The organism is Nonomuraea roseoviolacea subsp. carminata (genome assembly GCF_024172185.1).
GTDB classification, from domain to species: Bacteria; Actinomycetota; Actinomycetes; order Streptosporangiales; family Streptosporangiaceae; genus Nonomuraea; species Nonomuraea roseoviolacea.
This window is the reverse complement of sequence record NZ_JAMZEC010000001.1, coordinates 4,203,749-4,218,603: the sequence shown is the minus strand read 5'-3', so window position 1 is coordinate 4,218,603 and position 14,855 is coordinate 4,203,749. Positions and strand designations below refer to the sequence as shown.

7 protein-coding genes are annotated in these 14,855 nt (G+C 73.0%); 4 read left to right on the top strand and 3 right to left on the bottom strand.

What is annotated here, in order from left to right:
• Positions 1-10: 10 nt before the first annotated feature.
• Both HD595_RS19725 and HD595_RS19720 read right to left on the bottom strand, forming a co-directional pair.
• Entirely contained in the window at positions 11-1,297 is a 1,287-nt protein-coding gene (locus tag HD595_RS19725) for a CU044_5270 family protein (protein WP_253771098.1), read from the bottom strand.
• Positions 1,290-1,898 carry an RNA polymerase sigma factor gene (locus HD595_RS19720; RefSeq protein WP_253771096.1) on the bottom strand — a complete coding sequence of 203 codons (609 nt, stop codon included), beginning with the start codon at positions 1,896-1,898 and terminating at the stop codon, positions 1,290-1,292. The genes HD595_RS19725 and HD595_RS19720 overlap by 8 nt, the downstream gene beginning before the upstream one ends.
• Before the next feature lie 253 nt (positions 1,899-2,151).
• Between HD595_RS19720 and HD595_RS19715 the strand changes: the two genes are divergently transcribed.
• From HD595_RS19715 to HD595_RS19700, 4 genes are all read left to right on the top strand, one after another.
• Positions 2,152-3,411 (top strand): C39 family peptidase, encoded by a 1,260-nt coding sequence (locus HD595_RS19715; protein WP_253771094.1) that lies wholly within the window; start codon positions 2,152-2,154, stop codon positions 3,409-3,411.
• Between the two features lie 242 nt (positions 3,412-3,653).
• Positions 3,654-7,364, top strand: a complete 3,711-nt coding sequence (locus HD595_RS19710; RefSeq protein ID WP_308211187.1) for a WD40 domain-containing protein — start codon at positions 3,654-3,656, stop codon at positions 7,362-7,364.
• Between the two features lie 139 nt (positions 7,365-7,503).
• A complete protein-coding gene (locus HD595_RS19705; protein WP_253771092.1) occupies positions 7,504-11,829 on the top strand; it encodes a HAMP domain-containing protein in 4,326 nt (1,441 codons plus the stop codon).
• A gap of 66 nt (positions 11,830-11,895) precedes the next feature.
• A complete protein-coding gene (locus HD595_RS19700; protein WP_253771090.1) occupies positions 11,896-14,265 on the top strand; it encodes a SpoIIE family protein phosphatase in 2,370 nt (789 codons plus the stop codon).
• Positions 14,266-14,287: 22 nt separating this feature from the next.
• Here the strand turns inward: HD595_RS19700 and HD595_RS19695 are convergent, their stop codons facing one another.
• Positions 14,288-14,689 carry a hypothetical protein gene (locus HD595_RS19695; protein WP_253771088.1) on the bottom strand — a complete coding sequence of 134 codons (402 nt, stop codon included), beginning with the start codon at positions 14,687-14,689 and terminating at the stop codon, positions 14,288-14,290.
• Positions 14,690-14,855: the final 166 nt, after the last annotated feature.

The window sequence follows — 14,855 nt, the reverse complement described above, 5'->3', positions numbered from 1 at the left end:
TCAGTTCTCGTCAGTTCTCGTCGTCGAGGGGATGGGGGTCGGGCAGGTCTGGTTTCCTGTCGGTCCAGCCGATCGACTCGACCGCGGTGAACCGGATGATCTCGCCCGTGTCCGCGGCGAGCGTCTCCACCGCCAGCGGGGCGCCGGTCGCGGAGTCCACGATCAGCCGCGTCCGCACCTCACGCTCGGAGCGCAGGGGGTCGGGCCCGGTGTAGGCGACCGCCTGGCCGGTGCGTCCCAGTTGGTCGGTGACCTCGCCCTGCGCGGTGACGCCCGGCAGGGAGGCCATCAGCTCGTAGGCGGCGGCCCGGGTCGCCGGGGAGACCGGGACATGAGCGATGAGGCTGGTGAGGTTGGCCAGCAACGCGGCGGTGGCGCCCGGCTTGGGTTCCAGAAGCGCGCGCAGCCGCACCGGGTCCGCCGGGAAGTCGTCCATCTTCGTCAGCGGCTTGCCCGCGAACATGATCCGCCAGTCGACGTCCGCCGACTCCGTGGACTCCGCCGGGCCTGGCGCCGCCTCCAGCCGGTCGGGGTCCGCGCCGACCATGACCGCCGCGCCGGTCGTCGTCTTCTCGTACGTCCAGGCCGTGGGCGAGCCGTCGGCCCGCCACGCCTGCTCGTCGCGCGGCGTGGCCGGCCGGGCGCCCAGGTAGCGCTGCACGAGCCAGTACGAGTCCTGCTTCGCCACGGGGATCCAGGTCTGCTCGGAGCCGGTGACCTGGAGGGTGTAGCGGCCGGCCGGCTCGCGTACCCGGACGCCGCGTACGAGCTTGTCGCCCCACCAGTCGCCGTCGGCCGGCTGCCGGGCGGCCGAGGTGGCGGCGGCCAGCAGGATCTGCTGGGCGCTCGGCCGCGCCGGCGGCGCGGCGGGCGGCGGAGCGGCCGAGGAGAGCACCAGCGTGACGGCCGCGGCGGCGCCGGCCAGGCCCATCCCGAGCGCGGGCCACAGCGCTGCCCGCATCGGCCGCCGCCCGGCTCGGCCGGACGCGGCGGGCGGCCGGCCGCCTCGCGCCCCGCCTCGGCCGGACATCCCGGAACGCCATCGCGCCGATCCCCAGGCCGGTCCGTCGCCGGGCCGCCCGCTCCGGCTGGTCCCGGCCGGATGGGACCGCGGCGGCGCCGGCGGCCCGGCGTGGTCCGCCGGCCCCGGGTGCGCGGACCCTTCGTGGCCGGCGCGGACGGATCCGGAGCGCTCCTCCTCGATCAGCGCCCACAGCCGGGCCTGGCCGCGTGCCTTCGTCTCCGCCGAGGGTCCCGGCACGGCGCACCGCTCCCGTACCGCGGACAGGTCATCCATCTGCGTCTCCGTTCATGGGGTTGACGTCGCCGAGGACGGCCCGCACCTTCCTGCGCGCCCGGCTGAGCCGCGAGGCGACGGTGCCGTACGGGATGCGCAGCGACTCGGCCACCTCCTCGTAGGTCAGGCCGGCCAGCGCGACGAGCAGCAGGACGTCGCGGTCGCCCCGGGAGAGCCCCGCCAGCGCCGCCGCGAGCGGCCCCCGCGCGCCCGCGGCGTCCACCCGGGTGGTCACCCGGTCCTCCAGCCCGGCCTCGACCTCGTCGGCGCGCGGCGCGCGGCGGAAGGCCGCGAGCATGCGCGACAGCCCTCGCCGGTGCAGCGCGACGAGGTTGGTCGCGATGCCGTACAGCCACGGCCGTACGGCTCCGCGGTCGGGGTCGAAGGTGTGCCGCTTGCGGAAGGCGGTCAGGAACGTCTCCGCGGCCATGTCGTCGGCCGCTTCGGGGCCGACCCGCACCGCCAGGTAGCGGTAGATCTCCTCGAAGTACCGGTCGTAGAGGGTCGCGAACCGTTCCGGCTCCCGCACCGACGCGACGATGGCGACGGCGTCGTCGGCTGCCTGGGTCAGGGGATCGCCCACCTCGGGTGGAGCGGTCATGCGGAGGGTCCCTTTCTGTTGCCTACACCGCTTACTCCACCGATCCCGGCAATTCCCTTCGCACCCCCTCGGAACTGCTCATGAGGCGTCCCTTTCGCGCACCCCGAGGCGAGTCACGAGCTGTTCACAGCGTGTTGACCCGGCGGTCGGCACCCATCGCCCTTGCTGGGCATACGTAGATTTCCCGATGTGGTGACATGCCGGATCTGTCTACTCTCGGCCGCGTCGAGCGGCGTCCGAGCAAGGTGGGTTCATGCGCGCGTTATCCATGTTGGTCTCCACCGTCCTGGTGGTCACGACTCTCACCACCCCAGCCGCTGGAGCGGTCCGGGCCAAACCGGCGACCGGCACCTCGGACGTCGCCTACCGGCGCTCCGACTTCTCCACCGGCACCCCCGAGGGAACGGCCGGCGACGGCGACAGCCTGACCTTCGCCTCCGCGATCGGCACCACCGACTACACCGACGCGCTCGGCACCAGGACGTGGGAGTACGCCCGCTGGACCGGTCCCGAGGAGCAGGTCGGCTTCCCCGCCACCGAACTGATCGCCTCCTGGACCGCCGACATCCCGGCCGGGAGCTGGATGCAGGTCGAGGCGCGCGCCCGCAACTCCGCCGGGCTCACCAAGTGGTACGTGCTGGGCCGCTGGGCCTACGGCGAGGACGCCATCCGCCGCACGTCGGTGCCCGGCCAGGGTGACGCCGACGCCACCGTCTCCGTCGACACGCTGGTCGCCGCGGCCGGCCGGCAGATCGACGCCTACCAGCTCCGCCTCACCCTCTACCGGACGCCCGGCTCCGGCGTCACGCCCCGGGTGCGCACGCTCGGCGCGATGGCCTCGTCCGTACCCGAACGCAAGACCGTACCGGCCAGCCCGGCCGGCGGCGCGTGGGGCGTCGAGCTGCCCGTGCCGCGCCGCTCCCAGAACGTCCACGAGGGCCACTACCCCGAGTGGGACGGCGGCGGGCAGGCCTGGTGCAGCCCCACCTCGACCACGATGGTCCTCGGCTACTGGGACAGGTGGCCGAGCGCCGAGGACACCGCCTGGGTGGACCCGTCCGACCCGAACCCCGAGGTCGACTACGCCGCCCGGTACAGCTACGACCACGCCTACCAGGGCGCGGGCAACTGGCCGTTCAACACCGCCTACGCGGGGCGCTACGGCATGGACGGGTTCGTGACGCGGCTGCGGTCTCTCACCGAGCTGGAACGATTCATCTCCGCAGGCATCCCGGTGATCACTTCGCAGTCGTTCAAGAAGGGCGAGCTGCCGGGCGCCGGGTACGGGACCAACGGGCACATCATGGTGGTCGTCGGCTTCACCGCCACCGGCGACGTGATCGCCAACGACCCGGCCTCGTCCAGCAACGACGCGGTGCGGCGGGTGTATCCGCGGGCCGACTTCGAGAACGTGTGGCAGCGCAGCTCCAGCAGCGGCGGCATCGTGTACGTCATCCACCCGCCGGGGCACGCGTTGCCGGCGAACATCCCGGGCGTGCCCGCCAACTGGTGAACCGTGAGCGCTGGGGTCTGGGGCCTTCCTAGGCTGGTCGGGCTTGCCGGGCGCCCTGCGCTCATGGAGGAGTGCAGCCAGGAGAATACCGCGAACAATGCGTGCCGCACGGCCACCTCCAGATCCCGGAAAAGGCTCACCTGAATGTACGAGAACGGAGAAGGGCCTTCAACGGAGTCGGCCATTGTTAGGCTTGACGGTGAAGCATCGGCGTTCCGACGGGCAGCGGCACGACCGGAGAGGTGATCCCGGCGAGCGAATTCTCCCCTTTTCCGGCAAAAGTGCCGATCGTTTACGACGCCTTCATCTCGTACAGCAGGGCCAAGGACGCTCCCATCGCCAAGGCGCTGCGCGATGAACTGCATAGGTTCATCCGCCCTTGGTACAAAATGCGCGCTTTACGGATTTTTCTTGATCAGGCGAGCCTGTCGGCGAACCCCGGGCTGTGGCCGTCGATCCGCGAGGCGCTCGACTCGTCCCGGTGCTTCATCCTGCTGGCCTCCCCGGAGGCGGCGGCCTCCCCCTGGCCGTCGAGGGAGATCGAGCACTGGCTGGCCGGCCACTCGGTGGACGACCTCCTCCTCGTGCTGACCGACGGCACGCTGGAATGGGCCGGCGACGGCTTCGACCCGGCGCGGTCGAACGCGTTGCCGGCCGTCCTGCGCGACGCGTACCCGCAGGAGCCGCGCTGGGTGGACCTGACGTGGGCGCGCTCGCGCGACGGGCTCCACATGCGCGACCCGCGCTTCGGCGACGCGGTGGCGGAGCTCGCCGCGCCCCTGCACGGGCGGCCGAAGGAGGACCTGACCGGCGAGGACGTCCGGCAGCACCGCCTGACCCGGCGGCTGATCGTCGCGGTGGCCGTGGCTCTGGCCGTGCTCGCGGCGTCCGCCTCGGCCGCGGCCGTGGTGGCCACGCGCAACGCCGACAAGGCGAACCGCTGGTTCCTCGCCGCCGAGTCCGGGCGGCTGGCCGCGCTCGCGCTGACCGAGCGGGCCGGCCGGATGGACGCCGCCCTGGTCCTCGCCGCCGAGGCGTGGCGCACCGCCCGCACCGCGCAGGCGCGCGGAAGCCTGCTGTCGCTGACGCACGAGGCGATGCGCGGCATCGTCGCGTTCCCGCGCGTCCGGCCGGGCGACCCGGTGCCCTTCTCCCTGGGCACGGTCGCGGTCGCCCCCGGCGGACGCGTGATCGCGGCCTCCCACTACGCCGAGGCGGGCTCGGCGGGCGCCCCGCTCGACGGGCGGATCTACGTGTGGACCGAGGGCCGTCCGTTCGCCCGGGTGCTGCGCGGGCCGCCCGAGGAGATCAGCGAGGTACGGCAGCTCGCGTTCGGCCCGGACGGGCGCTTCCTGGCCGCCGCGGGGCAGGACGGCGACGTCCGGGTGTGGGACCTGACGACGGGCGCCGCGCGGACGCTGGCCGCGTTCTCCTCCGAGGCGGCGAGACCCATGGCGGTGTCGGCCGACCATCGGCGCGTCGCGGCGCAGGCGGGAGCCGGGCGGGTCGTCTTCGCCGACCTGCTCACCGGCGAACCGGCCGGCGAACGGGCGGGCACCCTGTTCGGGATCGCCCCGGACGGGCGGCACGCGTTCGGCAAGGACCGCGCCGAGTTCCCGGTGCTGTGGGACATGACCTCCGATCGCGTGGTGCGGCTCCGGCACCGTGGGCCGTACGAGAACGCGGGGCTGAGCCCTGACGGGCGGCTGGTGCTGCTGGCCACCGGGCGCGGCGCGGACCGCCTGTCCGTCTTCGACGCCCGTACCGGGGGGCTGCGCTGGAGCGTCCGCCCGTCGAAGGGGTCGCGGATCGTGGCCATGACCGCCCGCCCCGTCCCTGCTGCGGGCCCGGCCGCCGGAAAGGGCACCGTCCTCGCCGAAGGCGTGACCTCGGGTGGAGGCGTGGGCGGCGGGAAGGGCGCGCCCTCTGTCGAAGGCGCGGGCCTGGGAGGAGGGGAAGGTCTCGTAGACGGCTCGGGCCACGCGACTGGTGCGGGTCTCGAAGTTGGTGCGCGTCTGGGGGACGGCGGACGTCTCGAAGACGGCGCGGGCCACGCGACCGGTGCGCGTCTTGGAGGCAGTGCGGGTCTCGAAAGTGGTGCGCGCCTGGGAGCCAGCGCGGGTCTGGGGAATGGTGCGGGGCTTGTGAGGACCACGGGAGGAAGCAGGGCCGCGGCCGTGGGTCTCGGGAGGGCTCCGGGAGGAAGCATGGGGGCGGGGCTCGCGGGTCTCGGCTGGGCTCCGGGAGGACTCATGGGGCTCGCTGAGATGGCCGGAGGAGGCGGCGGCAGAGGCCCCGGAAAGGGCCCTCGCTCCGGTAAGGGCGGGCGTGAGCGCGTGGCGGGAGGCGGTCCCGAGGGTGCGGTCGTGGCCGTGTGGACGGCCGATGGGCGGATCGGGGCCTACCGCGTGTCCGACGGGCGACGCACGGCCCTGTCAGCGCGGATGACCGTCCCCGACATACCCGACCCGCGGCCCACCCTCCGTTTCAGCCCCAGGGGGACCGTGCTCGCCGCCGGAGTGGCGGCCGGCACGGGCGCGCGGGCCATGACTCTGCTGGACGCCCGTACCGGCGCGCATCGGTCGCGGGCCCCGGCGGACGGCGTCGCGTTCTCCGCCGACGAGCGGACGGCCGTGCGGTGGGGCTGGGACGAGGCGGCGGCCGTCACGACCGACACCGGTGACGTCGGCGCAAAGCAGTCCCTCGAGGCCCTCCACGCCTCCGCGGTCTCCCCGGACGGCCGTTCGCTGGCCCTCATCTCCACCCGGACGTCGGCGACCGAGGTCACCCTGTGGGACCTGACCGAGGAGCGGCCGAGCCCCCACCCGCTCCCCGGCGCCCTCGACGGGCTGGAGGCGCTGGCCTTCAGCGACGACGGCCGCCGGCTGGTGGCGGCGGGCAGCGGGGGCGCGGCGGTCGTCTGGGACACCGAGACCGCGCTGCGGCCGGGTCGGGTGGCGACGATCCCGTCGGCGGGCGCGCTGCCGCTGATCGTCCCGGCGCCCGACGGCACCCGCGCCGCCCACCCGGGCCCCGGCGCGTCCGTGGCGCTGCGCGACCTGCGTACGGGCCGCGACGCCAAGCTGCTGGACCTCCCGGCCGAGCAGAGCCTGGACGGCTTGGCCTTCTCCCCCGACGGCCGCCACCTCCTGGTCACGACCGGCGGCGAGCACCTGCTGTGGAGCATGGCCGAGGGCCAGGTGGTCGGGCGGCTGCCCGTCACCGGGGAGGCCCGCTTCAGCGGCGACGGGCGGGTGCTCGGCGTCGCGGACGAGGACCCGGCGACCGGCCGCATGACCGTGGTGGCGCGCCGCGTCCCGGGGCTGGCGGAGACGGGCCGGGTCGTCCTGTCGGACTACGCCCAGCCCGAGGGGCTGACCAGCACCCTGCTGAAGGTCCAGTGGACGCTGAACCACGCGGGCGACCGACTGGCCGAGACACTGACCCCCGGCCAGTACGCGGAGCGCGAGGTGGCCACCGGACGTCGGATCATCGGCTGCGACCAGCGGGCCGTGGTGACCAGCACCGGCTCCGGGCAGCCCGGGTACGCGCCGGGCGAGCGGGAGCTGGCGGTGCCCGGCGACGACGGCGTGCTGCGCTTCCTCGACCTGCGCGCCTGCGGGACGCGGCGGACGCTCAGGACCGGGTCGGGCGACCTGGCATTCAGCCCCGACGGCGCGCTCCTCGCGGGCGGCGAGCCGCTGCGGCTGTGGGACGCGGCGACCCTGGAACCGCTCGGCGAGCCGCTGCTGGACACCCTCCAGAGCGGCCTCCAGTTCACGGCACGCGGCTCGCTGCTGGCCGCCGGCCCCCAGGGGACGCTGCGGGAGTGGCCGCTCGCGCCGGAGGCGCTGGCGCGGCGCGCGTGCCTGCTGGCCGCCCGGGGCCTGACCCGCGAGGAGTGGGAACGTTATCGGCCGCCGGGCGACCAGACCGGGCGGTGTCCCGCGTGACGCATCTTGACCACATCGATACGGTTCTTCTGACCGTGCCGAACAACTGTTTACTTGCCGGTACATTCACAGCGCGGCCCAGCGACTGGCCGCCCGTTATGCCCCATATAGCGATAATGATGTCCGAGCATGCGACCGCATGCGGTTCAGCGGAACGAGGGTGGAGATGGGCGAGACGACGGCCGGCGGCTCCCGTCAGCAGGCACGTCCCGGCCGGGGCGTGAGCAGGGCGCAGGAGCCCGAGCTCCGGCAGTTGCTGGCCGGGCTGACCGCCGTGCGCGACGGCGACTTCGGCACCAGGCTGCCCACCGACGCCGGTGGCCTGCTGGGCGAGATCGCCCTGGTCTTCAACGGCATGGTCGACCAGCTCTCGCTGTTCACCTCCGAGGTGACCCGCGTCGCCCGCGAGGTCGGCACCGACGGGCGGCTCGGCGGGCAGGCCGAGGTGCCCGGCGTGTCGGGCACCTGGAAGGACCTGACGGAGTCGGTCAACGCCATGGCCGGCAACCTCACCAGCCAGGTGCGCTCCATCGCCGAGGTCACCACGGCGGTCGCCAAGGGCGACCTGTCGCAGAAGATCACCGTGGACGCCCGGGGCGAGATCCTGGAGCTGAAGAACACCGTCAACACGATGGTCGACCAGCTCTCCTCGTTCGCCGACGAGGTCACCCGCGTCGCCCGCGAGGTCGGCACCGAGGGACAGCTCGGCGGCCAGGCCGACGTGAAGGGCGTCGCCGGGACGTGGCGCGACCTCACCGACTCGGTGAACTACATGGCCGGCAACCTCACCGCCCAGGTCCGCAACATCTCGCAGGTCGCCACCGCCGTCGCCCGCGGCGACCTCTCCCAGAAGATCACCGTGTCGGCCCGGGGCGAGATCCTGGAGCTGAAGAACACGCTGAACACCATGGTCGACCAGCTCTCCTCGTTCGCCGACGAGGTCACCCGCGTCGCCCGCGAGGTCGGCACCGACGGGCGGCTGGGCGGCCAGGCCGACGTGAAGGGCGTGTCGGGCACCTGGAAGGCGCTGACCGAGTCGGTCAACGTCATGGCCGACAACCTCACCGCCCAGGTGCGCTCCATCGCCGAGGTCACCACCGCGGTGGCCAAGGGCGACCTGTCGCAGAAGATCCGGGTGGACGCCCGGGGCGAGATCCTGGAGCTGAAGGAGACCATCAACACGATGGTGGACCAGCTCTCGGCCTTCGCCGACGAGGTCACCCGCGTCGCCCGCGAGGTCGGCACCGAGGGCCAGCTCGGCGGCCAGGCCACCGTGCGCGGCGTGTCGGGCACGTGGAAGGACCTCACCGACAACGTCAACTTCATGGCCTCCAACCTGACCGGCCAGGTGCGCTCCATCGCCCAGGTGGCCACCGCGGTCGCCAAGGGCGACCTGTCGCAGAAGATCACGGTCGAGGCGAAGGGCGAGGTCGCCGCGCTCGCCCAGACGATCAACACGATGGTCGACACGCTGTCCGCGTTCGCCGACGAGGTCACCCGCGTGGCCCGCGAGGTCGGCACCGAGGGGCAGCTCGGCGGCCAGGCCCGGGTGCCCAACGTGGCCGGCACCTGGAAGGACCTCACCGACAACGTCAACTCGATGGCCGACAACCTGACCAACCAGGTGCGCTCCATCGCCCAGGTCACCACGGCCGTCGCCCGCGGCGACCTCACCAGGAAGATCGACGTCGACGCCCGCGGCGAGATCCTGGAGCTCAAGACCACGATCAACACCATGGTCGACCAGCTCTCCTCCTTCGCCGCGGAGGTCACCCGCGTGGCCCGCGAGGTGGGCAGCGAGGGCCGGCTGGGCGGCCAGGCCGAGGTCGAGGGCGTCTCGGGCACGTGGAAGCGGCTCACCGAGAACGTCAACGAGCTGGCCGGCAACCTCACCCGCCAGGTGCGCGCCATCGCCGAGGTCACCAGCGCCGTCACCTCCGGCGACCTGACCCGCTCCATCACGGTCGACGCCGAGGGCGAGCTGGCCGACCTCAAGGACAACATCAACTCGATGGTGGGCTCGCTGCGCGAGACCACGCGGGCCAACCAGGAGCAGGACTGGCTCAAGTCCAACCTGGCCCGCATCTCCAGCCTCATGCAGGGCCACCGCGACCTCAGCGCCGTGGCCGAGCTGGTCATGAGCGAGCTGGCCCCGCTCGTGACCGCGCAGTACGGCGCGTTCTTCCTGGCCGAGGAGGCGCCCGGCGGCGCGGTCCTGAAGCTCATCAACGCCTACGGCTACCCGGCCGACCCCGAGCGGCCCACGCGGTTCGGGCTGGGCGAGTCGCTGGTCGGCCAGGCCGCCCGCACCCGCCGTACGATCGCGATGGACGGGGTCCCGGCCGACTACGTCAAGGTGTCCTCCGCGCTCGGCGAGACCGCGCCCACCTCGGTCATCGTGCTGCCGATCGTGGTCGAGGAGCAGGTGCTCGGCGTCATCGAGCTGGGCTCGGTCTACGCGTTCACGGCCGTCCACCGGGCGTTCCTGGACCAGCTCATGGAGGCCATCGGCGTCAACGTCAACACCATCATCGCCAACGCCCGCACCGACGAGCTGCTGGTCGAGTCGCAGCGGCTCACCGCCGAGCTCCAGGCCCGCTCGGAGGAGCTGCAGAACCAGCAGGAGGAGCTCCAGCGCTCCAACGCCGAGCTGGAGGAGAAGGCGGCGCTGCTGGCCAGCCAGAACCGCGACATCGAGACCAAGAACCTGGAGATCGAGCAGGCCCGGCAGGAGCTGGAGACCCGCGCCCAGCAGCTCGCCCTGGCCTCGAAGTACAAGAGCGAGTTCCTGGCCAACATGAGCCACGAGCTGCGCACCCCGCTCAACAGCCTGCTCATCCTGGCCCAGCTCCTCGCGCAGAACCACACGCGCAACCTCACCCCGAAGCAGGTCGAGTACGCGAGCATCATCCACTCGGCCGGCTCCGACCTGCTCCAGCTCATCAACGACATCCTCGACCTGTCCAAGGTCGAGGCGGGCAAGATGGATATCGCGCCCGAGCGGGTGCCGCTGCGGCAGCTCCTCGACGACATCGAGGCCACGTTCCGGCCGATGACGACGCAGAAGAGCCTCGACTTCGTCGTCACCACGGCCACCGGGGTCCCGGTGGACGTGCTGACCGACGACTCCCGGCTCCGCCAGATCCTGCGCAACCTGCTGTCCAACGCGGTGAAGTTCACCGAGACGGGCAGCGTGGAGCTGCACATCGAGCCGGCCTCGACCGCCGAGGTGCCCGCCTCGGTGCGGATGCACGGCTCGGCCATCGCCTTCCGCATCAAGGACACCGGCATCGGCATCGCCGAGCAGCACCTGGAGGCCATCTTCGGGGCGTTCCAGCAGGCCGACGGCACCACCAGCCGCAAGTACGGCGGCACCGGGCTCGGCCTGTCGATCAGCCGCGAGATCGCCTACCTGCTCGGCGGCGCGATCACCGCGCAGAGCGCCCCCGGCAAGGGCAGCGTGTTCACCCTCTACCTGCCGGTGGCGCGCCCCGACTTCGACGAGCCGCCCGCGGGCTCGGCCGTGCAGGAGCGGCCGGAGCGCGAGGCGCTGGAGCCGGGCTCGGCCCCGGCCGCCCCGCCCGTCGCGGCGCCCCAGCCGCAGCAGCAGCGGCGGCTGCTGGTGATCGAGGAGCGCGACCGCGGACTGCTGTCGCTGGTGGCCGAGAGCGCGGTGGCCGACCTGGCCAACAACCGCGACCGGGGCGACCTGCGCGGCCCCGTCGAGGTCATCACCGCCGTCGGGGTGCAGGAGGCCGCCACGGCGCTCGCCGCCCAGGCGTACCACTGCATCGTCCTGGAGCTGGACATGGCCGACGGGGCGGCGCTGCGCTTCCTGGAGGACATGGACGGCGACTCCGCGCTGCGGGGGGTGCCCGTGCTCGCCTACAACAACTGGCGGCTCGACCCCCGGCAGGAGTCCAACCTGCAGGCCCGCACCGGCACCCAGCCGCTCGAACTGCTCTCCAGCCTGGACGAGCTGCGCGAGCGCATCGCGCTGCACCTGTCGGCCGAGGGGCCGCACGACGTGCTGCCGCTGGTGCGGCCCGAGGAGGTGCGCCAGCAGGTCACGAAGGAGGTCGACGACACCCTCGCCGGCCGCACGGTGCTGGTCGTGGACGACGACGCCCGCAACCTGTTCGCGCTGACCGGCATCCTGGAGATCCACGGCCTCCAGGTGCTGCACGCGGAGAACGGCCGCAAGGGCATCGAGACCCTGACCGCGCACCCCGAGATCGACCTCGTCCTGATGGACGTGATGATGCCGGAGATGGACGGCTACGCGGCCACGGCGGCCATCCGCAAGATGCCGCAGTACGCCGACCTGCCCATCATCGCGGTCACGGCCAAGGCGATGCCCGGCGACCAGGAGAAGAGCCTGGCCTCGGGGGCGAGCGACTACGTGACCAAGCCGGTGGACGCGGACGACCTGCTGGCCCGCATCCAGCGCTGGCTGAACCGGTAGCCCCTGGGCGTGTCATCCAGCCGCCCGGTTCGTCAGCCGGCCCCAACCAGCGTCGAGGAGCAGCACGTGCACGACCCGCAGCAGCCCGCCGATGAGGGCACCCGCCTCGGGCGGCTCGCCGCCACCGTCGAGCGGCTGCGCCGCGAGGTGCGCGAGGCGCACGCGGCGGCCGACGGCCGTGCCCTGATCGAGCTGGCCAAGGGCATCCTGGTGGAGCGGCTGGGCTGCAACCCGGCCGAGGCCGCCAGACAGCTCTCCTCGCTCGCCGAGCAGGCCGGGCTGTCGCAGCTCGAACTGGCCGCCGACATCGTCAACCAGGCCGCCCAGGACCGGCTGACCGAGGCGGCCGCCCAGTTCGTCAGCGCGACCGTCGGCCGTCAGGGCTCCGCCGCCGACGCGGGCGGCTCCGGCGACGGCAAGCCGTCGATCACGCTGCGGCTGCGCACGGCGGAGAGCGGCGTCCTCGCCGCGGACGACACCCAGGCGGTCAGCGAGTCGCTGCTCCAGCACGCGCTGGCGCCGCTCGGCGCGACGGCCGTCGCCGTCTGGGCGGCCGGTACCGACGGCTCGCTCACCCTGGCGGGCGCGGCCGGGTTCGCGCCCGGGGAGGCGGGCCGGTGGCGGTACGTGCCGCCCGGCGTCGTCACGCCGGCCCGGCAGGCGCTGGAGGAGCGGGGCACCGTGTGGTTCGGCGACGTGTCGGAGGTCGGGCTGCCGTCGATCGGCCACCTTCCCGACGAGAGCGGCGCCCGGGTCGCGGTCCCCACGGGCACCGGAGGGCGTGTCCTCGGCGTGCTGGAGATCGTCTGGCCGCACCCGCTGCCGCCGCAGCCGCAGGCGGTGCAGCGGCAGGTGGAGGCGCTGGCCGAGCTGATCGCCCACACCCTGGAGGACCATCCGGAGACGCGGTCGATCCCGCGCCCGCCCGACTCCGAGCTGCTCGACCTGGCCAACGGCCTGCACGACCCCACCCTGATCCTGCGGCCGCACCTCGACGCCGACGGGAACCTCGCCGACTTCCGCATCCAGCACGTCAACACGAACTTCGTCGACTTCGCCGGCCGCCCGCGCAGCGCGGTCAACGGGGCGCTGCTGCTGGAGGCGTACCCGCTGGCGGCCGGCGAGGGCGGGCTGTTCGAGAAGGTCGAGCGCGTCCACGCCACCGGCGAGCCGTTCCGCGCCGAGCGCATGCCGCTGACCGCCATCATCGACCAGGTGCCGTTGACCGCGGTGGCCAGCGTCAGCATCAGCCGCCACGGCGACTGCGTGCTGCTGCTGTGGCGGGTGCTCGACGAGGCGGCGCGGGTGGCCGGCCTGCTCCAGCACGCGCAGCGGCTCGGGCGCATGGGCGGTTTCGAGGAGAACCTCGTCAACGGCGAGATCACCTGGAACGGCCAGCTCTTCACGCTGCTCGGCCTGCCGCAGACCGCGCCGCCCATCCCGCTCCAGCAACTCCCGGCGCACGCGCACCCGGACGACGCCGTGGCGCTCGGCCGCTTCCTGCGCGCCCTGCTGCACCACCAGCGGCCCGCCTCCACGGCCTTCCGGCTCCAGCGCTCCGACGGGGTGTCGCGGCACATCCGCGTGGTCGCCGAGCCGGTCCTCGACGCGCACGGGCGGCTCCTCAGCGTGCGGGGCGCGTACCAGGACATCTCCGCACAGCATTGGACGGAGGTGGCGCTCGCCGCCACCCGCGACCAGCTCGCCCACACCGAGCAGCAGGCCGCCGAGCGCAACCGGCTGGCCCTGCAGCTCCAGCAGGCGATCATGCCGCCCACCCACGGCCCGATCGACGCCTTCGACCTGCGCATCGGGGTCCGTTACCGGCCGGCCGAGGAGGAGCACCTGGTCGGCGGCGACTGGTACGACTGCGTGGTGCTGCCGTCCAAGCAGGTGCTGCTGTCGCTCGGCGACGTGGCCGGCCACGGCATCGAGGCGGCCACCGGCATGGTCGTCCTGCGCAACGCGCTGCGCGGCCTCGCCACCACCGGCGCCGGGCCCGCGCAGCTCCTCACCTGGCTCAACCTCGTCGCCCACCACCTGACCGAGCAGGTGACCGCGACGGCCGTGTGCGCCCTGTTCGACCCGGAGACCCGCGTCCTGCGGTGGGCGCGGGCCGGGCACTTCCCGCCGATCATGCTGCGCGACGGCGAGGCGTCGGAGCTGCCGCTGATCGAGGGCGTCCTGCTGGGGGCATTGTCGGAGGCCAGGTTCGAGGAGGGCAGCGTGCAGCTCCACAAGGACGACGTGCTGCTCATGTACACGGACGGGCTGATCGAGCGCAAGGACCGCAGCCTGGAGCACTCGCAGCGCCAGCTCCTGACGGTCGCCACGGCCGAGGTGTCGTCGCTGGAGCAGCGGCTCGACCATCTGCTCACGTACAGCAAGTCCGACACGGACGACGACACCTGCGTCATCGGCATCCAGCTCCGCTGAGGCGCCGGTCTCCCCTGAGGCGCTAGTCGACGCGCTCGGCGTTGGAGTCGTAGCCGCCCCCGCCCGGGTAGACCCAGGCTCCGGTGAGGGTGCGGTCGTCGGCGCTGAAGACGCCCCGGAAGTAGGCGGGGGAATCGCGCTCACCCGCCCAGATGGTGAGCGTGTCGCCGTCGAGCGCGTAGGTGTAGTCGAGGGTGCTGCCGTCGTCGCCGTAGTAGCGGGACTTGATGTCGGCGCTGGGCTCGGCCATCAGCTTCCGCTCCCGGCCGATGATCTCGATGCCGTGGGTGTCGCCGAGCTGGACGTCCTGCTGGAGGAAGAAGTCGTTCAGCCAGCGGTACGTCACGGTCCCCTCGTGTCCCCCGGAGATCTTCCAGGTGCCGACGAGCCTGGACAGGGCCTGCAGTGCGGGGTCATTGATCATCTTTGTCTCCCTTGTGGTCGTCGGTTGTGCAGACCGGTGCCGGCACGGAAACTCATCGGTCCGCGGATTATCCGTTTTTTGCGAAGCTTCCTCAAGGTAGGCAGGCGCATTACCCGGCGGGTAATCGACTGAGGTCAGGCGCGTTCGCGAGACTGGTGCCGCACCA

Excerpts from the sequence above, each read along its gene's own strand:
- HD595_RS19725 (WP_253771098.1), bottom strand. The coding sequence starts at position 1,297 with ATGGATGACCTGTCCGCGGTACGGGAGCGGTGCGCCGTGCCGGGACCC.
- HD595_RS19720 (WP_253771096.1), bottom strand. The coding sequence starts at position 1,898 with ATGACCGCTCCACCCGAGGTGGGCGATCCCCTGACCCAGGCAGCCGAC.
- HD595_RS19715 (WP_253771094.1), top strand. The coding sequence starts at position 2,152 with ATGCGCGCGTTATCCATGTTGGTCTCCACCGTCCTGGTGGTCACGACT.
- HD595_RS19705 (WP_253771092.1), top strand. The coding sequence starts at position 7,504 with ATGCGGTTCAGCGGAACGAGGGTGGAGATGGGCGAGACGACGGCCGGC.
- HD595_RS19695 (WP_253771088.1), bottom strand. The coding sequence starts at position 14,689 with ATGATCAATGACCCCGCACTGCAGGCCCTGTCCAGGCTCGTCGGCACC.